This is a genomic window from Streptomyces sp. NPDC046712, assembly GCF_040645695.1.
Taxonomy (GTDB): domain Bacteria; phylum Actinomycetota; class Actinomycetes; order Streptomycetales; family Streptomycetaceae; genus Streptomyces.
Window position 1 is genome coordinate 126,900 of the sequence record NZ_JBEYYW010000004.1, and the last position, 22,074, is coordinate 148,973.

Sequence of the window (22,074 nt, forward strand, 5' to 3'; positions counted from 1 at the left end):
GCTCCTTGGTTCCGGTGCTACTTGCCGGGTACGCGAACGATCAGAGCGTCACCCTGACCGCCGCCGCCGCACAGCGCCGCCGCGCCGACGCCGCCGCCGCGACGCTTGAGCTCCAGGGCCAGGTGCAGCACCACACGGGCGCCGGACATGCCGATCGGGTGGCCCAGCGCGATCGCGCCACCGTTGACGTTCACCTTTTCCGGGGTCACGCCGAGGTCCTTCATTGACTGGACGGCGACGGCCGCGAAGGCCTCGTTGATCTCGATGAGGTCGAGGTCCTCGACGCCCAGGCCCTCCTTCTTGAGGGCGTGCTGGATCGCGTTGGACGGCTGCGACTGCAGCGAGTTGTCCGGCCCCGCCACGTTGCCGTGGGCGCCGATCTCGGCGATCCACTCCAGGCCCAGCTCCTCGGCCTTCGCCTTGCTCATCACGACCACGGCGGCGGCGCCGTCCGAGATCTGCGAGGAGGTGCCGGCGGTGATGGTGCCGTCCTTGGCGAAGGCCGGGCGCAGCTTGCCGAGCGACTCGGCGGTCGTCTCGCCGCGGATGCCCTCGTCCTTGGAGAAGACGACCGGCTCGCCCTTGCGCTGCGGGATCTCGACCGGGGTGATCTCGGCCTCGAAGATGCCGTTCTTCTGGGCGGCGGCGGCGCGCTGGTGCGACAGCGCGGCGATCTCGTCCTGCTCGGGACGGGCGATGCCGAGGCGGGTGTTGTGCTTCTCGGTGGACTCGCCCATCGCGATGTTCTCGAAGGCGTCGGTCAGACCGTCGTACGCCATGGCGTCGAGCATCTCGATCGCGCCGTACTTGTAGCCCTCACGGGACTTCGGCAGCAGGTGCGGGGCGTTGGTCATCGACTCCTGGCCGCCGGCGACGACCACGTCGAACTCACCCGCGCGGATGAGCTGGTCGGCGAGCGCGATGGCGTCGAGGCCGGACAGACACACCTTGTTGATGGTGAGGGCCGGGACGTTCATCGGGATGCCGGCCTTGACGGCGGCCTGGCGGGCGGGGATCTGGCCGGCGCCCGCCTGGAGCACCTGGCCCATGATCACGTACTGCACCTGGTCGCCGCCGATGCCGGCCCGGTCGAGCGCGGCCTTGATGGCGAAGCCGCCCAGCTCCGCGCCGGAGAAGGACTTGAGGGAACCGAGCAGCCGCCCCATGGGCGTGCGGGCGCCCGAGACGATCACTGAGGTGGTACCGGTCGTTCCAGACATGAGGCACAGCCCCTTGGGATGAGGAGTGAACGAGGGTTTACCGCCAATGTACTGAGCGGTGCCGCACGCGGTCACCGGCCAGCCGGTGTGATCGCGCGCACGTTGCGTAACCATGCCCGGAGCGCTGCACTGGAGAAATGCTGACGCGAATCGACCACATCGGGATCGCCTGTTTCGACCTCGACAAGACCGTCGAGTTCTACCGTGCGACCTACGGTTTCGAGGTGTTCCACTCCGAGGTGAACGAGGAGCAGGGCGTCCGCGAGGCCATGCTCAAGATCAACGACACCTCCGACGGTGGCGCCTCCTACCTCCAGCTCCTTGAGCCCACCCGCGAGGACTCCGCGGTGGGCAAGTGGCTGGCCAAGAACGGCGAAGGGGTGCACCACATCGCCTTCGGCACCGCCGATGTCGACGGAGACTCCGCGGACATCCGCTCCAAGGGCGTCCGGGTCCTCTACGACGAGCCGAGGATCGGCTCCATGGGCTCCCGTATCACCTTCCTTCACCCCAAGGACTGCCACGGCGTACTGACCGAACTGGTCACGTCGGCAAGCCCTTCCGACGACCACTCCTCAACGGAGCACTGACCTCCGGATTCCTGGCCCGGTAGAGTGGGCGGCTCCGGGCCGGGGCCGGTCGGTGCCGCATGCCATGCGGCGTCGAAGTCGGGGTATCCGATCTGCCACGATTCCCCGGGGGGCCGTTCTCCGGGGAACGGTGCTCGTTGGAGTGTTGCGACCAGGGGACGGATGGGACCGCGCAGTGCGGGGCTACGAACGCCAGGAGAGCCACCGAGCTGAAGACGACCATCTTTCGCGGTTCGAAGCCGAGATGGACCGGCTGAAGACCGAGCGGGAGAAGGCCGTCCAGCACGCCGAGGACCTCGGTTACCAGGTCGAGGTCTTGCGCGCCAAGCTCCACGAGGCGCGCCGGACCATCGCATCCCGCCCCGCGTACGACAGCGCGGACATCGGCTACCAGGCCGAGCAGCTGCTGCGGAACGCGCAGATCCAGGCCGACCAGCTGCGCCAGGACGCCGAGCGCGAGCTGCGCGAGGCCCGCGCCCAGACCCAGCGCATCCTGCAGGAGCACGCCGAGCACCAGGCCCGGCTCCAGGCCGAGCTGCACGCCGAGGCCGTCCAGCGCCGGCAGCGTCTCGACCAGGAGCTGGCGGAGCGCCGCCAGACCGTCGAGGCGCACGTCAACGAGAACGTCGCCTGGGCCGAGCAGCTGCGCGCCCGTACGGAGTCCCAGGCCCGCCGTCTGATGGAGGAGTCCCGCGCCGAGGCCGAGCAGTCGCTCGCCGCCGCGCGCGCCGAGGCCACCCGGCTCGCCGAGGACACCCGTCAGCGGGTCGGCTCGGAGGCGGAGGCGGCCCGTGCCGAGGCCGAAGCGATTCTGCTGCGCGCCCGCAAGGACGCCGAGCGGCTCCTGAACGCCGCGTCCACGCAGGCGCAGGAGGCCACCAGCCACGCCGAGCAGCTGCGTTCCTCCACCACCGCCGAGACCGAGCAGGCCCGTCAGCAGGCCACCGAGCTGTCCCGCGCTGCCGAGCAGCGGCTGCAGCAGGCCGAGGACCGGCTGCGCGAGGCCCGGGCGGAGGCCGAGAAGGCGCTGACCGAGGCCAAGGAGGCGGCCGCCAAGCAGCTGTCCTCCGCGGAGTCCGTCAACGAGCAGCGCACCCGTACCGCCAAGGCGGAGATCGCCCGGCTCGTCGGCGAGGCCACCAAGGAGGCCGAGACCCTCAAGGCGGAGGCCGAGGAGAAGCTCCGCGAGGCGACCGCCGAGGCGGAGAAGCTCGTCTCGGAGGCATCCGACAAGGCCCGTACGGTCGCGGCCGAGGACTCCGCCGCCGCGCTGGCCAAGGCGGCCCGTACCGCCGAGGAGGTCCTCACCAAGGCGTCCGAGGACGCCCAGGCGACCACCCGCAAGGCTGCCGAGGAGGCCGAGCGCATCCGCCGCGAGGCCGAGGCGGAGGCGGACAGGCTGCGCAACCGGGCCGAGGAGCAGGCCGACGAGCTGCTCGGCTCGGCGAAGGACGACACCAAGGAGTACCGCGCCAAGACCGTCGAGCTGCAGGAGGAGGCGCGCCGGCTGCGCGGCGAGGCCGAGGGGCTGCGGGCCGAGGCGATCGCCGAGGGCGAGAAGATCCGCGGCGAGGCGCGGCGCGAGGCCGTCCAGCAGATCGAGGAGGCGGCCAGGACCGCCGAGGAACTGCTGACCAAGGCCCGTACCGACGCCGACGAGCTGCGCGCGAGCGCGGGCGCCGAGGGCGAGCGGGTCCGCTCCGAGGCGATGGAGCGCGCCCAGACGCTGCGCACCCAGGCCGAGGAGACCCTGGAGCGCACCCGCGCCGAGGCCGAGCGGATGCGCGCGGAGGCCGAGGAGCAGGCCGAGGCGGTGAAGGAGGCCGCCGAGCGGGAGGCGGCCACGCTGCGCGAGGACGCCGAGCGGGCCGCCGCGGCCCGGCACGCGGAGGCGGCCGAGGAGCTGACCCGGCTGCACACCGAGGCCGAGTCGCGGGTCGAGAACGCCGAGCGGCAGCTCACCGACGCCCGCGGCGAGAGCGAGCGCATCCGGCGCGAGGCCGCCGAGGAGACCGAGCGGCTCCGCACGGAGGCCGCCGAGCGGATCCGTACGCTCCAGGCGCAGGCCGAGCAGGAGGCCGAACGACTGCGCACGGAGGCCGCGTCGGACGCGTCCACCGCGCGCGCCGAGGCCGAGGCCGTGGCCGTACGGCTCCGCACGGAGGCGTCGACGGAGGCCGAGCGGCTGAAGTCGGAGGCGCAGGAGACCGCGGACCGGGTGCGCGCCGAGGCCGCGGCCGCCGCCGAGCGGGTCGCCACCGAGGCCGCCGAGGCGCTGGCCGCCGCGCAGGAGGAGGCCAACCGGCGCCGCCGGGAGGCCGAGGAGACGCTGGAGTCGGCCCGTTCCGAGGCCGGCCGCGAGCGCGAGCACGCCCGCGAGCAGTCCGAGGAGCTTCTCGCCTCCGCCCGCAAGCGGGTGGAGGAGGCGCAGACCGAGGCGCACCGTCTGGTCGAGGAGGCGGACCGGCGGGCCACGGAGATGGTGTCCGCGGCCGAGCAGACCGCGCAGGAGGTACGCGACTCGGTCGCGGGTCTGCGCGAGCAGGCCGAGGAGGAGATCACCGGCCTGCGCAGCGCCGCCGAGCACGCGGCGGAGCGCACCACGACCGAGGCGCAGGAGGAGGCGGACCGGGTCCGCGCCGACGCGTACGAGGAGCGGGAGCGGGCCACCGAGGACGCCAACCGCATCCGGACGCGCGCCCAGGAGGACTCCGAGGCCGCGAAGGCGCTGGCCGAGCGGACGGTCGCGGATGCGATCGCCGAGTCGGAGAAGCTGCGCGGCGACACCGCCGAGTACGCCCAGCGGGTACGGACGGAGGCGACGGACGCGCTGGCCGCCGCCGAGCAGGACGCGGCCCGCACCCGCGCGGACGCCCGCGAGGACGCCAACCGCATCCGCTCCGAGGCGGCGGCGGAGGCCGAGCGGCTGACCGCCGAGGCCGAGGAGCTGGTCACGGTCGCCCGCACGGAGGGCGAGCAGATCCTCGACGAGGCCCGCCAGGCGGCCGACAAGCGGCGCGCGGACGCCGCCGAGCAGGCGGACACGCTGATCGGCGAGGCCACGAACGAGGCCGAGCGGCTGACGACCGAGGCGGAGTCGCTGCGGGCGGAGGCCGAGCAGCTGAAGACGGACGGCGAGGCGCACGCCCAGGCGCTGCGGGTCGCCGCCCTCGCGGACGGCGACCAGGTCCTGGACGAGGCCCGCAAGGCCGCCGACAAGCGGCGCGCGGACGCCGCCGAGCAGGCCGACGCGCTCATCGCGGAGGCCACGGGCGAGGCCGAGCGGATCACCACCGAGGCGGCCGAACTCCTGGAGTCGACCGAGCAGGACGCGCTGCGGCTGCGGACCGAGGCCGAGCAGGTCAAGGCGGACGGCGAGGCAGAGGCGGAGGCACTGCGGGCCGCCGCGCGGGCGGACGGCGAGCAGGTCCTCGACGAGGCCCGCAAGGCCGCCGACAAGCGGCGCGCCGACGCGGCCGAGCAGGCCGACGCGCTCATCGCGGAGGCCAACGGCGAGGCCGAGCGGATCGCGACCGAGGCGTCCGACGAGGCGGAGCGGCTGCGGGCCGAGGCCGCCGACAACGTGCGGCAGGCACAGCAGGCAGCCGAGCGGATCCGTGCCGAGGCCGAACGGCTGCGCGCGGACGCCGAGTCGGCGGCGGAGCAGATGCGGGCCGAGGCACGGTCCGAGGCCGACCGTACGCTCGACGAGGCGCGCGAGGCCGGTGCCAAGCGCCGCTCGGAGGCGGCCGAGCAGGCGGACCAGCTGATGGCGAAGGCTCAGGAGGAGGCGCTGCGCGCCACCACCGAGGCGGAGTCGCAGGCGGACACGATGGTCGGCGCGGCGCGTCAGGAGGCCGAGCGGATCGTTGCCGAGGCGACCGTCGAGGGCAACTCGCTGGTGGAGAAGGCACGCACGGACGCGGACGAGCTCCTGGTCGGCGCGCGCAGCGACGCGACGGCCATAAGGGAGCGGGCCGAGGAGCTGCGCGCCCGGATCGAGGGCGAGATCGAGGAACTGCACGAGCGGGCGCGGCGCGAGACGGCCGAGCAGATGAAGACGGCGGGGGAGCGCGTCGACAAGCTGGTGAAGGCCGCCACCGAGCAGCAGGCCGAGGCCGAAGCAAAGTCCAAGGAGATGCTCTCCGAGGCGAGTTCGGAGGCGAGCAAGGTCCGGATCGCCGCCGTACGGAAGGCGGAGGCGCTGCTCAAGGAGGCCGAGCAGAAGAAGGCGTCGCTCATCGCCGAGGCGGAGAAGATCAAGGCAGAGGCCGAGGCCGAGGCCGAGCGGATGACCTCCGAGGGCAAGCGGGAACTGGATGTGCTGGTGCGCCGCCGCGAGGACATCAATGCCGAGATCTCCCGTGTCCAGGACGTCCTCGAAGCGTTGGAGTCTTTCGAAGCGCCGACCACCGGGACGAAGTCCGATGGTGCGAAGTCCGCCGCGCGAGAGAACGTCAAGGCGGGTGCGTCGGCGGGGGCGACACGTTCGAGTGGCAAGTCTTCCGAGGGCTAGCCACTCAAAAGGCTGGACATTCTCCAGATCAAACGGACATCCGCTCGATGACACGCCGCTTCGACCCCTAGGATTCCCCCTAACACCTCACCGGTCTCATTCGACAGGAACCCCATGAGCGACACTTCCTCCCCCTTCGGCTTCGAGCTCGTGCGGCGTGGTTACGACCGCGGTCAGGTGGACGACCGCATTACCAAGCTCGTCGCCGACCGTGACAGTGCTCTGGCCCGAATCACCTCTCTGGAAAAGCGCATCGAGGAGCTCCACCTCGAGACGCAGAACGCCCAGGCCCAGGTCACCGACGCCGAGCCGTCGTACGCCGGCCTCGGTGCCCGCGTCGAGAAGATCCTCCGCCTCGCCGAGGAGGAGGCGAAGGACCTGCGCGAGGAGGCCCGTCGCGCCGCCGAGCAGCACCGCGAGCTGGCCGAGTCGGCCGCCCAGCAGGTGCGCAACGACGCCGAGTCGTTCGCGGCGGAGCGGAAGGCGAAGGCCGAGGACGAGGGCGTTCGGATCGTCGAGAAGGCGCAGGGTGAGGCCAACTCGCTGCGTGCCGAGGCGCAGAAGGACGCGCAGTCCAAGCGCGAGGAGGCGGACGCGCTCTTCGAGGAGACCCGCGCCAAGGCCGCCCAGGCCGCCGCGGACTTCGAGACCAACCTGGCCAAGCGCCGCGAGCAGTCGGAGCGCGACCTGGCCTCGCGTCAGGCCAAGGCCGAGAAGCGCCTCGCCGAGATCGAGCACCGCGCCGAGCAGCTCCGCCTCGAGGCCGAGAAGCTGCGTACGGACGCGGAGCGCAGGGCCCGCCAGACGGTGGAGACCGCGCAGCGCCAGGCCGAGGACATCGTGGCCGACGCGAACGCCAAGGCCGACCGCATCCGTTCGGAATCGGAGCGCGAGCTGGCGGCGCTGACGAACCGCCGCGACTCGATCAACGCGCAGCTGACCAACGTCCGCGAGATGCTGGCCACGCTGACCGGTGCCGCGGTGGCGGCGGCCGGCTCCCCGGTGGACGACGAGCCGGTCACCCGCGGCGTCCCGGCCCAGCAGACCCGCTGAGGCCTGCCAGTCCCGCTGAGGCTTTCCAGTCCCGCTGAGGTCCGACAGAAGACCCTCCGTCATTCCGGTGGCGGAGGGTTTTTCGTGCCCGTACGTTGGTACGCATGATCGAGCTCGAGGGCCTCACGAAGCGGTTCGGCACGAAGGTCGCCGTCGACCATCTGTCCTTCCAGGTCCGGCCCGGCGTGGTGACCGGCTTCCTGGGTCCCAACGGCGCGGGCAAGTCGACGACGATGCGCATGATGCTCGATCTGGACAACCCGACCAGCGGTACGGTCCGGATCGACGGCAAGCACTACCGCGACCTCCAGGAGCCGTTGAAGTACATCGGGGCGCTGCTCGACGCCAAGGCGATGCACGGTGGCCGGTCCGCGTACAACAACCTGCTCTGCCTCGCGCAGTCCAACCGCATTCCGTCGAGCCGGGTCGGTGAGGTCCTCGATCTGGTCGGTCTGACGCCGGTCGCGAGGAAGAAGTCGAAGGGCTTCTCCCTGGGCATGGGCCAGAGGCTGGGAATCGCCTCTGCGCTGCTCGGTGATCCCGAGATCCTGATGTTCGACGAACCCGTCAATGGTCTGGACCCCGAGGGAATTCACTGGATCCGCAATCTGATGAAGGCGCTCGCCGCCGAGGGCCGGACGATCTTCGTTTCGAGTCATCTGATGAGTGAAATGGCCCTGACGGCCGATCATCTCATCGTGATCGGACAGGGAAAACTGCTGGCCGACACGTCGATGGCGGATTTCATCCAACAGAATTCCAGGAGTTACGTACGGCTGCGTTCGCCGCAGCACGAGCGGCTGCGGGACGTCCTGCGCGCCAACGGCTTCACCGCGGTCGAGGCGGGCGGCGGGACGCTGGAGGTGGACGGGGCCACCACCGAGAAGCTCGGTGAACTGGCGGCGGAGAACCAGCTCGTGCTGCACGAGCTGAGCGCCCAGCGCGCCTCCCTGGAGGAGGCGTTCATGCAGATGACGGCCGGCGCGGTGGAGTACCACGCGCACGGCACGGACGTCCACGGCGCGGACGCGCCCCCCGCCGCCGGCCCCCGCTGGGGCGAGACCACCAAGGGAGCCTGAACGATGGCAGCGGTATCCGCGGTCCTCCAGTCGGAGTGGACGAAGATCCGGACGGTCTCCTCGACGGTCTGGACCCTGGCGAGCGCGCTCCTGGTGACGGTGGCGATGAGCGCGGCGCTGTGCGCCCTGCTGAAGTCGACCTTCACCGATCTCTCCGAGGCCGAGCAGGCGACGTTCGACCCGACGTTCGTCAGCTTCTCCGGGATGGTCCTCGGTCAGCTGGCGATGGTGGTCTTCGGCGTCCTGGTGGTCGGCACCGAGTACAGCTCGGGCATGATCCGCACGTCCCTGGCGGCGGTCCCGCAGCGGGCGACCTTCATCTTCAGCAAGATCGCGGTGGCCGGGGCGCTCGCCCTGGTGGTGGGTCTGGCGACCAGCTTCCTGTCGTTCTTCCTGGGCCAGGCCCTCCTGGGCGAGCACCGCACCACGCTGGGCGCGGACAACGTGCTGCGGGCGGTCGTGGGCGGCGGGCTCTACATGGGCCTGATCGCGCTCTTCTCGATGGGCGTTGCGGCGATGCTGCGCTCGTCGATGCTCTCGCTCGGCATCCTGGTCCCGTTCTTCTTCCTGGTCTCGCAGATCCTCTCGGCCGTGCCCAAGGCCAAGGACGTGGCCCGCTACTTCCCCGACCAGGCCGGTTCCAAGATCATGCAGGTCGTCCCGGACGCGATGAACTCGGAGAAGGCGCCGTACGGCCCGTGGGGCGGGCTCGGCATCATGCTGATCTGGGTGGCGGCGGCGCTGCTCGGCGGATACCTGGTGCTGAAGAAGCGGGACGCGTAGCGGAACGCCCAGGTCACGGTTCGGGCTTCGCCGGAACCGTCAATGGCTCGATAAGCTCCTAGCTCATACGGGGGGCTCCGGCTGTCGGCCTCGGCCCCGACGACGACCTGACCTGTCGATGGGGCTGGAGAATGATCGAGGCAGTCGGCCTGACGAAGCGCTACGGCGCCAAGACGGCCGTGTACAACCTTTCCTTCCAAGTGCGGCCGGGGACCGTCACCGGCTTCCTGGGACCCAACGGCTCCGGCAAGTCGACCACGATGCGCATGATCCTCGGGCTCGACCAGCCCACGTCCGGGCATGTCACGATCGGCGGCCATCCGTTCCGGCAGCTGCCGAACGCGCCCCGCCAGGTCGGTGCGCTGCTCGACGCCAAGGCGGTGCACGGCGGGCGCAGCGCCCGCAGTCATCTGCTCTCGCTCGCCCAGCTGGCCGGTATCCCGGCGCAGCGGGTCGACGAGGTCCTCGGGGTCGTCGGCCTCCAGGAGGTCGCCAAGCGCCGCTCCAAGGGCTTCTCGCTCGGCATGGGGCAGCGTCTGGGCATCGCGGCCGCGCTGCTGGGCGACCCGCAGGTGCTGCTCTTCGACGAGCCGGTGAACGGTCTCGACCCCGAGGGCATCCTCTGGGTCCGCAACCTGATGAAGAAGCTCGCCTCCGAGGGCCGGACCGTCTTCGTCTCCAGCCACCTCATGAGCGAGATGGCGCTGACCGCCGACCACCTCATCGTGATCGGCCGGGGGCAGCTGCTCGCGGACATGAGCGTCAAGGACTTCATCTCGGCGAACTCGGCGGACTTCGCCCGGGTGCGCACGCCGCAGACGGAGCCGCAGCAGCGGGAGAAGCTGACGGCCGCGCTGACCGAGGCCGGCGGCCGGGTGATGTCCGAGCCGGACGGGGCGCTGCGGGTGACGGGTCTGCCGCTGCCTCGGATCAGCGATCTGGCGCACGGCGCGGACGTGCGGCTCTGGGAGCTGTCCCCGCACCAGGCCTCGCTGGAGGAGGCGTACATGCGGATGACGCAGGGCGCCGTGGACTACCGCTCCACCGAGGACCAGCTGGCGCATCTCCAGCAGCCGCAGCCGCACGGTGCGGGATATGCCGTGCCGCCGCAGCCGGTGGTGCCCGAGGTGCCGCAGCAGGGCTGGTACGCCCCGCCGCCGCCCGGACAGAACCCGTACGCCACGCAGCAGAGCGAGCCCGCCGAGAACGCCGAGGACGCCCGATGACCGCCCCCGCCCCCTACTCGTACGTCTCCCCCATCCCGGTCCGCAGGGCCCACCTCGGTGACGCGATCGCCTCGGAGTGGACCAAGATCCGCTCCCTGCGCTCCACGATGTGGACGCTCGGTGTGATGGTGCTCCTGATGCTGGGCATCGGTCTCGGCGTGGCCGCGATCGTGGCGGCGTCGGAGGTGCCGGCGGAGAGCGAGCCCGCTCTCGGACTCGGCTTCTTCGGTGTGCTGCTCGGCTCGATCTGTGTGATCACGCTCGGCGTGCTGACCATCGCCTCCGAGTACGGCACGGGCATGATCCGCACCACGCTGACCGCCTGCCCGAGCCGCGCGCGGGTGCTGACGGCCAAGGCGATCGTCTTCTTCCTGCTGGTGTTCACGATCACCACGGTCACCGCGTCCGTGGTCGCCGTGGCGCAGGTGGCGATCGTGGACAACGCCGCGGAGCCCACCTCGTCGGAGTGGCTGCGGGCCACGCTCGGCGTCGGGCTCTTCATGGCCGAGCTCGGCCTGCTTTCGCTGGCCGTCGGCGCGCTCATCCGCCACTCGGCGGGCGCCATCACCATCATGATCGGCGTGCTGCTGCTGCCGCTCGTGGCCGCCATGTTCATGTTCTCGGAGTCGCTGGCCAAGGTGCAGGAGTGGCTCCTCGACTACGCGATCCCGAGCCAGCTCATCGCGCTGTACGCGGGCAAGGCGGCGATGGGCGAGTCCGGGCCCGCGGGCTGGGACCCGGTGTGGATCCTGCTCGTGATCACGGCCGCGGTGATGGGCGGCTCGTACGCCCTGCTGAACAGCCGGGACGTCTGACCGCCGCCGGGGCTCAGTACCTCGGCGCGTTACGGGACCGCTGCACCCTGGAGGTGCGGCGGTCCTTCGCGTTCCAGCAGGCCTTGTGCCAGTGCCGCCGGTCGTCCACTCCCCCGTACTCCGGCCAGGCCACCACGTGCGGCGCGCCGCCGGGGATCTCCTGGTCGCAGCCGGGGCAGCGGTAGCGCTTGCCGGGCGCGCTCGCGCCGGCGACATGGCGGACGTACCACTCCTCGCCCTGCCAGGTCTCGCTGCGCTGGGATCCGCCGTACCGGTCGCCCGACTCACCCTGGGGATCGGGCTTCTCGCCGCCATGGGGACGGTTGCGACGCGGGGACACGAATCACCTCACGGGGGCCGGGTACACGGAAGGTTCCATCAAGCCTACGGGCCGCCACGTCGTGTCCTCGCCCACCCTCCGGGCCGAATCAGCGGAAAATCGCAAGAACTTCGAGCATGGCCGTTGCCTTTGGCACGTGTCAGACGTTGTTGCCAGTACGAGGGGGAGAACCGCGTCGGCCGCAAGGAGGCAGAAGGCGATGCGCGTGGGTACGTTTGTTCTGGCCGCCCAGTTCCCGGGTCAGGGCCAGGGCGAGGCGCTGCACCGGGCGGTGCGGACGGCCGAGATGGCCGAGGAGTCGGGTCTCGACTCCGTCTGGCTCGCCGAGCACCATTTCGTTCCGTACGGAGTCTGTCCGTCGGCCGTGACCCTGGCGGCGCTGCTGCTGGGTCGCACGCGCCGCCTCCGGGTCGGCACGGCGGTCAGCGTGCTGCCGACCGTCCACCCGGTGGCGTTGGGCGAGCAGGCCGCGCTGCTCCATCTCACCTCCGGGGGGCGCTTCACGCTCGGAGTGGGCAGAGGCGGGCCGTGGGTGGACCTGGAGGTGTTCGGCGCCGGTCTCCCGGCGTACGAGGAGGGCTTCCCCGAATCGCTCGACCTGCTGCTGCGCTGGCTGTCCGAGCCCCGGGTCTCGGCCGAGGGAGAACGATTCGCCTTCCGCGAGGTGGCCGTCGTGCCCCGCCCCGGCGAGCTCATCGGCGGCGACGCGGCGCCCGAGGTCGTCGTCGCCTGCACATCCCCCAGGAGCGTCGAACTGGCCGCCGCGCGCGGGCTGCCGATGCTGCTCGGGATGCACTGCGGCGACGAGGAGAAGGCGGAGATGGTGGCCGCCTGGAGGCGTTGCGCACGGGAGGCCGGACGCACGCCCGACGAGATCGAGCGGATCGGCGCCGGCCATGTCTCGGCGGGCGTCGTCCAGCTCGCCGACCGCGCGGCGGACGCGGCCGAGGCGCTGGTGAAGGCGATGCCGGGCTGGCTGAAGCAGGGACTCGACGCCCATGTGACGGTGGACGGCCGGCGCCGGGCGATGCGGGACCCCGTCGCGTACACGGAGCTGTTGTGCGGGCTGCACCCGGTGGGCACACCGCGGCTCGCGGCGGACCGGCTCGCGGCGACCTCGGAGCGTACGGGCATCACGCGCTTCGCGCTGCTCGCCGAGGGCACGGGCGATCTCGCGGCCACCGAGGAGAACGTACGGCGGCTCGGCGCCGAGGTGCTCCCCCTGCTGGTCTGAGGGCATGGACAGGTCGGGATTCATGGGCGGATCGGGTGTGATGCCGCCGCTCCGGCACCTCTCGCATGGTTCGCGTCTCCCGCGATGCGGAGCGGCAGCACCGTGTCTCAGCAGTCGCGCAGTTCCGGCGACTGGTTGAGCAGCTGACCTCGTACGGAGGTGAAGCGGGCGAGCCGCTCGTCCACCGCGGGGTCCAGCGGGAACACCGCAACGCGGTGGCAGTTCTGGAAGGCCAGACGCACCCCGAAGTGCCGCTGCAGCGCACCACGGATCGCGTCACTCGCGAGTGCACGCAACAGCTGACCACGTGCCTGCTCGTTCGGCGGCGGCGTCTGGTTGTCGGCGAACTCGCCGCCGTCCACCTTCAGCTGAGCCACCAGAGAGCTGATCATCTCCCATGCGTAGGGCAGGGAGGTCCGGACGCAGTCGACGAAGTCGGCTTCGTCGACCTCGCCTCGCTCGGCCTGTTCCAACAGCGCCGGTGAGACGTCGAGCGACATGGGTTCTCCTCTCGCGACCCCGACGAACGGGGTCTTACGGGCAGGGATGAAGGACCCCCCGTACGACACGCAGCGTGCACGGACGGCGACCTCCTGCTTCCACGGTAAGCGCGCCGTCCAGAGCGCACCAGGAGATTGGGAACACAACCGGCCAATAACCGCCGGTGGTTGGGCGGGCGTTAAGAGCCGAATCGCGCGGAAGAGCGTGCGTCTTGTAGCGTTGCCGACCATGCGTCTCGTCATCGCCCGTTGTTCCGTGGACTACGCGGGCCGGCTCACCGCCCACCTGCCCTCCGCCCCCCGTCTGATCCTGGTCAAGGCAGACGGCAGCGTCTCCATCCACGCGGACGACCGGGCGTACAAACCGCTCAACTGGATGTCGCCGCCGTGCTCGCTCAAGGAGGGCGTCGACGGTGAGGCGGGCATCTGGACCGTGGTGAACAAAGCGGGCGAGAAATTGATCATCACGATGGAGGAGATCCTCCACGACTCCTCGCACGAGCTCGGGGTGGACCCGGGTCTCATCAAGGACGGCGTGGAAGCGCACCTCCAGGAGCTGCTCGCCGACCGCATCGAGACCCTCGGCGAGGGCCACACGCTGATCCGCCGCGAGTACCCGACGGCGATCGGCCCGGTGGACATCCTGTGCCGGGACGCCGACGGGGCGACGGTCGCGGTGGAGATCAAGCGGCGCGGCGAGATCGACGGCGTGGAGCAGCTGACCCGCTATCTGGAGCTGCTGAACCGCGATCCGCACCTCGCACCGGTGAAGGGCGTCTTCGCGGCGCAGGAGATCAAGCCGCAGGCGCGGGTGCTGGCCACGGACCGCGGCATCGACTGCGTGGTGCTCGACTACGACGCGCTGCGCGGCATCGAGGACGACAAGCTGCGGCTGTTCTAGGGCCTGCCCGGCGGATCAGGGTCGGATACGGATGTACGGCTACGGCCCCGGGTGCGGTGAACGTACCCGGGGCCGTACTCGTTGTCCTAGGCCGGCGTGCCGGTCGGGCTGGTGGAGTCGCCCGAGGCGGAGTTGCTGGCCGGCGGCGGGGTCGTCGTCGGCGGGGTCGTGGTCGGCGGCGTCGTCGTCGGCGGCGTGGTGGTCGGCGGGGTCGCCGTAGGCGGAGTCGCCGTCGGCTGCGTCGTCCTCGTCGGGCTCGTCGTCGGACGGGGAGGCTTCGTCGTCGGCGCAGGGGCCCCGCTCGTGGACGCGCCCGTGCTCGGGGGGCCGGACGGGGACGACGAGGTGCCCGAGGTGCCGGTCGTGCCCGGGGTCGTCGGCGAGCCCGAGGGGCCCGGCGAGCTCGGGGCGCCCGAGGGGCTGCTCGTCGAGTCGTCGGTCGGCTCGTCCGCGTCCAGGCCGTCGTCGCCGCCGTCCTCGCTGGCCGTGCGGTCGGAGGTGACGCGGTTGGAGCCCGGGTCCTCGGCGTTGCCGGAGGTGGCGCCGATGGTGACGACGGTGCCGAGCACGGCGGCCAGGAGCGCTCCCGTGCCGACCGCGACCAGGTTGCGGCGGGCCCCGGCGATGATGGCGAAGCGGCCGCCGCGCTTCGTGGCCTCGCCGCTCTGCTGGGTGTCGGCGCGGGTGATGAGGGTCGGGCCCTCGTCGGCGAAGTCCGGGAACGCGGGGATCGGCGCGGTCGTGGGCGCGACGGCCCGCGGGACGATGGCCTTCGGGATGCCGCGGGGCGGGGAGGTGGACTCCTCGTACCGGGCGGCGGGCAGTTCGTCACCCGCCGGGGTGCGGTCGCCGAGGAGGGGACCTCCGGTGCGGTCGGCGACCAGGGCGAGCGCCCGGCGGCCGGCGACGGTGCCGCGCTTGTCGGCGAGGGCCCCGCGCATCCCGATCGACGCCTCGAGTTCGGCGCGGGCCCGATCCAGGTTGCCGGCGCAGAGCGCGAGCACGCCCAACTCGTGGTGGAAGTACGCCTCTTCGGCGACCTCGCCGGCGAGCCTGGCGGCCTCCTGGCCGCTGCGCAGGGCGCGCTCCCAGGCGCCCCAGTGCAGTCCGGCGGCGAACGCGGGCGCGGCGCTGCGGGCGAGCAGGGTGGCAGCGGCGGGGTGCTCGGGGGCCGTTCCGGGCACGAGCACGGTCAGGGCGGCCAGCACGGCGTCGGACTCGGCGGCCGCGCGGGTCGGGGTGACGGAGGGGTGCCCTGCCCACCAGGCGTAGTGCTGGGCGACGGTGTGGGCCCGGGCCGACGTGTCCTCGGCCGACCCGCCGTACCCGTGGGCGAGGAGCTGGGTGAGGACACCGGCGGCGAGGCGGTAGCGGGGGCCGACGGGGGTGAGCAGTCCGCAGGCCATGAGCTCGCCGAGGGCGGCGTCCGCGTGCGTGTCGCCGACGAGGGCGGGCAGATGGGCCTGGTGAGGCACCTCGCCGCCGAGGGCGACGGCGAACCGCAGGGTCTCCTGGGCGGAGCGACTGAGCCGGGAGGCGAGCAGGGCCGCGGGGGCCGCGCCCTCCCCCAGGCTGGGCAGGGGTATGTCGCGCAGCTCGACGTCGGCGGCGTCCACGGGGGTCGAGGAGGTCGCGGGGGTCGGACCGAAGGCGTCGTCGAGGGCTCCGAAGGCGTCGAACTCGGCGGGGACGGCGTCCTCCTGGGCGCCGAAGGCGTCGAACTCGGCCGGGGTGACCCGGAGCCGGTCGCGCTGGCGGAGCAGGGCGCCGGCCTGGACGAAGCGCAGCGGCAGGCCCTCGGACTCGAACCAGAGGTCGCCCGCCCAGTTGGCCTCGTCGTCGGTGAGCGGCCGGTCGACGGCGCTCTCCAGGAGTTCGAGGGCGGTGGCGCGGCCGAGGCCGGCGAGGGCGAGCTCTTCGAGGTGGGCGTCGGGCGAGGGTGCCGGGACGTCGGGGGTGGCCGCGAGCAGGAAGGCGCACTCGGGGGCGGCGGTGAGCAGCTCGTCGAGGGTGGTGCCGCCGAACTCCAGGTCGTCGACGACCACGATCGCGCCGATGTCGTGGACCAGTTCGAGCAGGGCGGGGCGGTCGGGCCGGTGCTCCGGGGCGTGCTGGACGGTGGTGAAGAGTTCGTACAGCAGCTCGGTGGGGGTCCGGTGGTGGCCGGAGAGGCGGACGACGCCGTCGGGCGCGAGGTCGGCGCAGTCGGCGGCGACGGCGTCGAGCAGGGCGGTGCGCCCCGAGCCGGCGGGGCCGGTGAGCCGGACGGAGCGGCCGCGGCCGAGGAGCTGGACGAGGCGCTCGTGCTCCTCCTGCCGTTCGAGGAGCGGCAGGCGCGGGGCGGCGGGGCCCGGCGGTACGGGCGGGGCGGCCGCGCGGGCGGCTTCGGCCCGCTCCTCCGCGGTGCGGCGGCGCGGCGGCGCGGGCTGCTCCCCGGGCGGGCAGGCCTCGATCTCGCTGCCGTCGACGGGGTTGACGGTGAGCAGGAGGTCGCCCGAGACGACGCGGGCGGTGCGGACACGGGCGGGCGCGGACGGTCCGCGCTCGGGCACGAGGCCACCGCGTCCGTCGCGGGCGTCGTCGGCCTCGCGGTCGTAGCCGTACTCTTCCGGCTCCCGGTTCATCGGGTCCATGGTCAAAGCCCCCCAAAAGCGGTGCGTGCGGAAGCCCCTCCGGCCGATCTGCACGCTCGCTGTCGCTTCTGGTCCGGTGCCCGCCGGGTGGGTCCGTCAATGGGCAGGCGACCGAACCCTAGACCTTCTTCCAGTATCCGGGAACAGGCGGGGTGCCACCCCGCCCAAGACGTCACGGTCCGCTAAGGATTGGACCGGGACGCCGGTTTCGCACAGCAGCTTCACAGGCGGTACGGCGCCGATTCACGCCGTGGTCCGCCGAGCCCCGCCACCGGATGCGAGCGTCGGACGCGAGGTCAGACGCGCGGCAGGGACTCCGCCGCGAGACCGCCCTCGATGGCGAGGATGCGGTGCAGCCTGGTCGCCACGAGCAGGCGCTGCATCTGCGGCGGAACCCCGCGCAGCACGAGCCGGCGGCCGCAGCGGCCGGCCCGTCGGTGTGCGCCCATGATGACCCCGAGCCCGGTGGCGTCCCAGGAGTCGAGACCGGTCAGGTCGAGCACGAGGTCGCCGACTCCGTCGTCGACGGCCGAGTGCAGGACCGTACGGGCGTCCGCCGCGCTGCGGACGTCGAGGCGGCCCCCGACGACCAGCTCGACGTGGTCGCCCCTGATGTGCATATGCGCTCCCCGGGAGTGCTCCGTCTTTGCAACAACTGACTGCCGTCGGCGCAGAAGCGTTGCGCCTTGTAAGCGAACTGATACCGAATTCACCCGGTGGGGTGATGACCCATACGGGTTTCGGAACTCAGTGCTTGTAGAAGCCCTGCCCGCTCTTGCGGCCGATGTCACCCGCGTCCACCATCCGGCGCATCAGCTCCGGCGGCGCGAACTTCTCGTCCTGGGTCTCGGTGTAGATGTTGCTGGTGGCGTTCACGAGGATGTCGACGCCCGTCAGATCGGCGGTGGCGAGCGGCCCCATGGCGTGGCCGAAGCCCAGCTTGCAGGCGATGTCGATGTCCTCGGCGGTCGCCACGCCCGACTCGTAGAGCTTGGCGGCCTCGACGACGAGCGCCGTGATGAGGCGGGTGGTGACGAAGCCGGCGACGTCGCGGTTGACGACGATGCAGGTCTTGCCGACGGACTCGGCGAACTCCCGCGCGGTGGCGAGGGTGGCGTCGCTCGTCTTGTAGCCCCGGACGAGCTCGCAGAGCTGCATCATCGGGACCGGCGAGAAGAAGTGGGTGCCGACGACGGCCTCCGGACGCTCCGTCACCGCGGCGATCTTGGTGATCGGGATGGCGGAGGTGTTGGAGGCGAGAACGGCCCCGTCCTTGACCGTCTTGTCGAGGGCGCGGAAGATCTCGTGCTTCACCTCCAGCTTCTCGAAGACGGCCTCGACGACGATGTCGGCGTCGGCGACGGCTTCGAGCTCGGTGGTGGCGGTGATGCGGCCGAGGGCGGCCTCGGCGTCGGCGGCGTCGAGCTTGCCCTTGGCCACGAAGCGGTCGTACGACGCCTTGATGCCGTCGGTGCCGCGGGTCAGCGCGGCGTCGGTGACGTCACGGAGTACGACGTCCCATCCCGCCTGGGCCGAGACCTGCGCGATTCCGGACCCCATGAGTCCGGCTCCGATGACGGCGAGCTTCCTGGCCACGGTCTTCCACCCCTTAACGCCTGTTCACTTCTCTGACTCTCCGGCGGAGATTAGCGGGAGTGAGGCCGCATGTGACCGCTAAGTAATGCGCGTCACGCCCGGTTTGACGGACGTCACACTCACGACAGGTCCGCGGGGGGTACCCAGGACCTAGCCCCGCACCGCGTAGGTCAGCACCCGCTCGCTCAGGAGCTCCTCGATCTCGTCGAGGAGGACGAGGGTCTCGCGGGAGACGGTGGTGGCCTTGCGGCCGGCGGTCATCTCGCGGGTGATGTAGCCGACGGCGGTGTTCTCGATCCAGGCGATCTGTCCGCCGACGAGCAGCGGCAGCGGATCGTCCTCGGCCGCGCCGGTCTCCTCGCGCAGGGTGGCGACGACCGCGTCGTGGACCTCCTGCTGGAGGTAGAAGAGCCGGGCCTTGAGGGTGGGGGCGTGCTCGATGACGTTCATGAAGGCGTCGAAGCCGTCCATGAGTCCGTACGCGGGCGAGACGGCGCCGATCTGCTGGCGCATCTCGCGCAGCACGGCATGGGCGGCGGACTCCCCGTGGTCGCGGCCGCGGATCATCCGTGACAGGCGGAGGGTGACGCCCTCCATCCGGTCGAGGAAGAGGTCCTCCTTGGCCGGGAAGTAGTTGTAGACCGTGTTGACGGAGACGTCCGCGGCCTCCGCGATCTCCGCGATGGTCACGGTCACGAAGCCGTGTTCCAGGAAGAGTCCGGTCGCGATGTCCGAGATCCGCTGCTTCGTCTGCCGCTTCTTGCGTTCCCTGAGCCCCTCAGCCATGGCCTCATTCTAGGTGCCTCTGAATTTTTGTAGGCGTTGCAAAATTTCAGAGACTCTGTTTTTGTGGTCACCATGCCCATCATCAGTACGGCCGGGCTCTCCCGGACCTTCCAGACCAAGAACGGCCCCGTGGAGGCGGTGCGCGGCATCGACCTCACCGTGCGGCCGGGCGAGATCCTCGGCCTCCTCGGACCCAACGGCGCAGGCAAGACCACCACCCTGCGCATGCTCACCACGCTGCTGCCGCCCACCGGCGGCGCGGCCACCGTCGCGGGCCACGACCTGCTCGCCGCCCCCGCTGCCGTACGGCGGCGGATCGGGTACGTCGCCCAGTCCGGCGGGGTCGACCCGCAGGAGACCGTGCGCTCCGAACTCGTCACCCAGGGACGGCTCTACCGGCTGTCCAAGGCCGACGCCGTGGCGCGCGCCGAGGAGCTGGCCCGCGAGCTCGACCTCACCGAACTCCTCGACCGCTCCACCGCCGCGCTCTCCGGCGGCCAGCGGCGCCGCCTCGACCTCGCGATGGGCCTCGCCCACCGGCCCGAGGTGCTCTTCCTCGACGAGCCGACGACCGGGCTCGACCCGGGCAGCCGGGCCGACCTGTGGGCACTGGTGCGCCGGCTGCGCGACGAGCACGGCACCACCGTGGTGCTCACCACCCACTACCTCGACGAGGCCGACGCCCTCGCGGACCGGCTGGTGATCGTGGACAAGGGCGTCGTCGTCGCCGAGGGCAGCCCGGCCGCCCTCAAGGCGGAGCACGGCGTCACCACCCTCCAGGACGCCTTCCTCGCCATCACCGGGCGCGGCCCCGCCCCCGTCGACCTCACTCCCGTCGCCGTATAGGACTCGCCTTGCTTCTCCACGACACCGCGCTCGTCTTCGGGCGCTACGCCCGCCAGACCCTGCGCTCGAAGTTCCAGATCTTCTTCGGCGTGCTGATGCCGCTGATGTACCTGCTCTTCTTCGGACCGCTGCTCACCGGTCTGCCGCTCGGCCGCGAAGGCGACTCCTGGCAGATCCTCGTCCCCGGACTGCTGCTCCAACTCGGACTCTTCGGCGCCTCGTTCGCCGGCTTCTCGCTCATCATGGAGAAGAACTGGGGGGTGGTGGAGCGGATGCGCGTCACCCCGGTCAGCCGGCTCGCACTGCTCCTCGGCCGCGTGCTGCGCGATGCCTCGCTCTTCGTCTTCCAGGCCGTGCTGCTGGTCCTCGCCGCCCTGGTGATGGGGCTGCGGGCGCCGGTCGCGGGGATCCTGATCGGTTTCGTCTTCGTCGCCCTGCTGACCTTCGCGCTGGCCTCGCTCTCGTACGTCCTGGCGATGAAGGTCCGTACGCCCCAGGAGTTCGGGCCCGCCATCAACGCGCTCGCGATGCCCTCGATGCTGCTGTCCGGCCTGATGCTGCCGATGGCGCTCGCCCCCGGCTGGCTGAACGTGCTCTCGCACTTCATGCCGTTCCGCTATCTGGTGGACGCGGTACGGGACGCGTACGTCGGGCGGTACGCGACGACGACCATGCTGTACGGCGTCGTGGTGGCCGTCGCGCTCACGGCGCTCGCCGTGACGGTCGGCACACGGACGTTCCGGAGGGCCGGAGCGTAACTACGCTGGGGTCATGGTCAATCTGACGCGCATCTACACCCGTACCGGCGACCAGGGCACCACCGCGCTGGGCGACATGAGCCGGACCGCCAAGACCGATCTGCGGATCTCGGCGTACGCCGACGCCAACGAGGCCAATGCCGTCATCGGCACGGCCATCGCCCTCGGGCAGCTCGACGAGGAGGTCGTGAAGGTCCTCGTCCGCGTCCAGAACGACCTGTTCGACGTGGGCGCGGACCTCTCCACCCCGGTGGTCGAGGACCCGAAGTACCCGCCGCTGCGGGTCGAGCAGAGTTACGTCGACAAGCTGGAGGCGGACTGCGACCGCTTCCTGGAGCAGCTGGACAAGCTGCGCTCCTTCATCCTGCCGGGCGGCACGCCCGGTGCGGCCCTGCTGCACCAGGCGTGCACGGTGGTCCGGCGCGCGGAGCGCTCCACCTGGGCGGCGCTGGAGGTCCACGGCGAGACGATGAACCCCCTCACCGCGACCTACCTCAACCGCCTCTCAGACCTGCTCTTCATCCTTGCGCGGACGGCCAACAAGGAGGTCGGGGACGTGCTCTGGGTCCCGGGCGGAGACCGCTGACTCCGGCTCCCCCGCCGGGGCCTTCCTCGGCCAGATCGCATAGCTGAGCGCGATCAGGCCGTGGATGCCGACCGCCCGCCAGGCCCCGGACATCCAGGCCCGCAGCGAGGACGTGTCGCCGTCGTCGCCGACGTACCACATCGCGCCAAGCAGCAGAACGGTCGCGACGGCGCCGCCGATCAGCGTGCCCAGCCAGAGCCGGCCCTCGTAGCGGGCGCGGGCCATGCCGTACTGCGGGGGCTTGGCCGGGCGCGGGGCGCCGGCGAGCCGGTGGGCGGCGTGGCCGTCGAGCCACTTCACGGTCCGGTGACCGTGGCCGACGGTGTAGCCGATGTAGAGCGCCGCCAGACCGTGCTTCCAGTCCGGCGCGGCGCCGTTCTTGAGGTCGATCGCGGTGACGACGAGCAGCAGGACCTCGAGGAGCGGTTCGCACAGGAGCAGCGCCATGCCCGTGCGTTTCATCCTGAACAGGTAGCGGGCGGTGAGGCCGGCGGCCAGCAGGACCCAGAAGCCGACTTCGCAGATCACGATGAGGGTGACGATCACGGCGGTACTCCCTTTCGTACGTCCCTCTCAGCGTCCCGTCCCGATCGGGGCTTCTCGTCGTCTCCG

The 22,074-nt window shown here is 71.6% G+C and carries 20 protein-coding genes; 12 read left to right on the forward strand and 8 right to left on the reverse strand.

Annotated elements, in window-relative coordinates; genetic code table 11:
• Window positions 1-17: 17 nt before the first annotated feature.
• Window positions 18-1,220 carry an acetyl-CoA C-acetyltransferase gene (locus ABZ939_RS07140; RefSeq protein ID WP_361850208.1) on the reverse strand — a complete coding sequence of 401 codons (1,203 nt, stop codon included), beginning with the start codon at window positions 1,218-1,220 and terminating at the stop codon, window positions 18-20.
• Between the two features lie 137 nt (window positions 1,221-1,357).
• Between ABZ939_RS07140 and mce the strand changes: the two genes are divergently transcribed.
• The 7 genes from mce to ABZ939_RS07175 all read left to right on the forward strand — a co-directional run bounded on the left by mce (window position 1,358) and on the right by ABZ939_RS07175 (window position 11,282).
• A complete protein-coding gene (mce, locus tag ABZ939_RS07145) occupies window positions 1,358-1,810 on the forward strand; it encodes a methylmalonyl-CoA epimerase (protein WP_361850210.1) in 453 nt (150 codons plus the stop codon).
• A 175-nt stretch (window positions 1,811-1,985) separates the two neighbouring features.
• Entirely contained in the window at window positions 1,986-6,326 is a 4,341-nt protein-coding gene (gene scy, locus ABZ939_RS07150) for a polarized growth protein Scy (protein ID WP_361850212.1), read from the forward strand.
• 114 nt (window positions 6,327-6,440) lie between these two features.
• Window positions 6,441-7,379, forward strand: a complete 939-nt coding sequence (locus ABZ939_RS07155) for a cellulose-binding protein (protein WP_361850214.1) — start codon at window positions 6,441-6,443, stop codon at window positions 7,377-7,379.
• Window positions 7,380-7,483: 104 nt separating this feature from the next.
• On the forward strand, window positions 7,484-8,458 hold the full coding sequence (locus ABZ939_RS07160) for an ATP-binding cassette domain-containing protein (RefSeq protein ID WP_361850216.1): 975 nt from the start codon (window positions 7,484-7,486) through the stop codon (window positions 8,456-8,458).
• Between the two features lie 3 nt (window positions 8,459-8,461).
• Complete coding sequence (locus tag ABZ939_RS07165) at window positions 8,462-9,241, forward strand: ABC transporter permease (protein WP_361850218.1); 780 nt, start codon at window positions 8,462-8,464, stop codon at window positions 9,239-9,241.
• A gap of 131 nt (window positions 9,242-9,372) precedes the next feature.
• Window positions 9,373-10,467: an ABC transporter ATP-binding protein gene (locus ABZ939_RS07170; protein WP_361850220.1), complete on the forward strand. Its 1,095-nt coding sequence runs from the start codon at window positions 9,373-9,375 to the stop codon at window positions 10,465-10,467.
• On the forward strand, window positions 10,464-11,282 hold the full coding sequence (locus ABZ939_RS07175; protein WP_361850222.1) for an ABC transporter permease subunit: 819 nt from the start codon (window positions 10,464-10,466) through the stop codon (window positions 11,280-11,282). Before ABZ939_RS07170 ends, ABZ939_RS07175 begins: the two co-directional genes overlap by 4 nt.
• Before the next feature lie 13 nt (window positions 11,283-11,295).
• Here the strand turns inward: ABZ939_RS07175 and ABZ939_RS07180 are convergent, their stop codons facing one another.
• On the reverse strand, window positions 11,296-11,622 hold the full coding sequence (locus ABZ939_RS07180; protein WP_361850224.1) for an ATP/GTP-binding protein: 327 nt from the start codon (window positions 11,620-11,622) through the stop codon (window positions 11,296-11,298).
• Between the two features lie 199 nt (window positions 11,623-11,821).
• On the opposite strand from ABZ939_RS07180, the gene ABZ939_RS07185 reads away from it, so the two are divergent.
• Window positions 11,822-12,856: an LLM class flavin-dependent oxidoreductase gene (locus ABZ939_RS07185; RefSeq protein ID WP_361850226.1), complete on the forward strand. Its 1,035-nt coding sequence runs from the start codon at window positions 11,822-11,824 to the stop codon at window positions 12,854-12,856.
• A 107-nt stretch (window positions 12,857-12,963) separates the two neighbouring features.
• Here the strand turns inward: ABZ939_RS07185 and ABZ939_RS07190 are convergent, their stop codons facing one another.
• On the reverse strand, window positions 12,964-13,356 hold the full coding sequence (locus ABZ939_RS07190; RefSeq protein WP_017236120.1) for an SCO5389 family protein: 393 nt from the start codon (window positions 13,354-13,356) through the stop codon (window positions 12,964-12,966).
• A 229-nt stretch (window positions 13,357-13,585) separates the two neighbouring features.
• Here ABZ939_RS07190 and nucS point away from each other — a divergent pair, with 229 nt between their 5' ends.
• The gene (gene nucS / locus ABZ939_RS07195) at window positions 13,586-14,257 is read left to right on the forward strand and encodes an endonuclease NucS (protein WP_361850228.1); all 672 of its coding nucleotides are present in this window, start codon (window positions 13,586-13,588) and stop codon (window positions 14,255-14,257) included.
• Between the two features lie 86 nt (window positions 14,258-14,343).
• Here the strand turns inward: nucS and ABZ939_RS07200 are convergent, their stop codons facing one another.
• The 4 genes from ABZ939_RS07200 to ABZ939_RS07215 all read right to left on the reverse strand — a co-directional run bounded on the left by ABZ939_RS07200 (window position 14,344) and on the right by ABZ939_RS07215 (window position 19,272).
• The gene (locus ABZ939_RS07200; RefSeq protein WP_361850230.1) at window positions 14,344-16,890 is read right to left on the reverse strand and encodes an ATP-binding protein; all 2,547 of its coding nucleotides are present in this window, start codon (window positions 16,888-16,890) and stop codon (window positions 14,344-14,346) included.
• A gap of 296 nt (window positions 16,891-17,186) precedes the next feature.
• Complete coding sequence (locus ABZ939_RS07205) at window positions 17,187-17,510, reverse strand: STAS domain-containing protein (protein WP_024761898.1); 324 nt, start codon at window positions 17,508-17,510, stop codon at window positions 17,187-17,189.
• Window positions 17,511-17,637: 127 nt separating this feature from the next.
• The gene (locus ABZ939_RS07210) at window positions 17,638-18,486 is read right to left on the reverse strand and encodes a 3-hydroxyacyl-CoA dehydrogenase family protein (protein WP_361850232.1); all 849 of its coding nucleotides are present in this window, start codon (window positions 18,484-18,486) and stop codon (window positions 17,638-17,640) included.
• A gap of 150 nt (window positions 18,487-18,636) precedes the next feature.
• On the reverse strand, window positions 18,637-19,272 hold the full coding sequence (locus ABZ939_RS07215; RefSeq protein WP_361850234.1) for a TetR/AcrR family transcriptional regulator: 636 nt from the start codon (window positions 19,270-19,272) through the stop codon (window positions 18,637-18,639).
• Between the two features lie 72 nt (window positions 19,273-19,344).
• Here ABZ939_RS07215 and ABZ939_RS07220 point away from each other — a divergent pair, with 72 nt between their 5' ends.
• Genes ABZ939_RS07220 through ABZ939_RS07230 form a run of 3 tightly spaced genes read left to right on the forward strand, consistent with a single transcriptional unit; the run spans window position 19,345 to window position 21,462 of the window.
• Complete coding sequence (locus ABZ939_RS07220; RefSeq protein WP_361850236.1) at window positions 19,345-20,118, forward strand: ATP-binding cassette domain-containing protein; 774 nt, start codon at window positions 19,345-19,347, stop codon at window positions 20,116-20,118.
• An 8-nt stretch (window positions 20,119-20,126) separates the two neighbouring features.
• Entirely contained in the window at window positions 20,127-20,876 is a 750-nt protein-coding gene (locus ABZ939_RS07225; RefSeq protein ID WP_361850238.1) for an ABC transporter permease, read from the forward strand.
• 13 nt (window positions 20,877-20,889) lie between these two features.
• Complete coding sequence (locus ABZ939_RS07230; protein WP_361850240.1) at window positions 20,890-21,462, forward strand: cob(I)yrinic acid a,c-diamide adenosyltransferase; 573 nt, start codon at window positions 20,890-20,892, stop codon at window positions 21,460-21,462.
• Here the strand turns inward: ABZ939_RS07230 and ABZ939_RS07235 are convergent.
• The gene (locus tag ABZ939_RS07235; RefSeq protein ID WP_361850242.1) at window positions 21,382-22,008 is read right to left on the reverse strand and encodes a hypothetical protein; all 627 of its coding nucleotides are present in this window, start codon (window positions 22,006-22,008) and stop codon (window positions 21,382-21,384) included. The genes ABZ939_RS07230 and ABZ939_RS07235 overlap by 81 nt on opposite strands.
• Window positions 22,009-22,074: the final 66 nt, after the last annotated feature.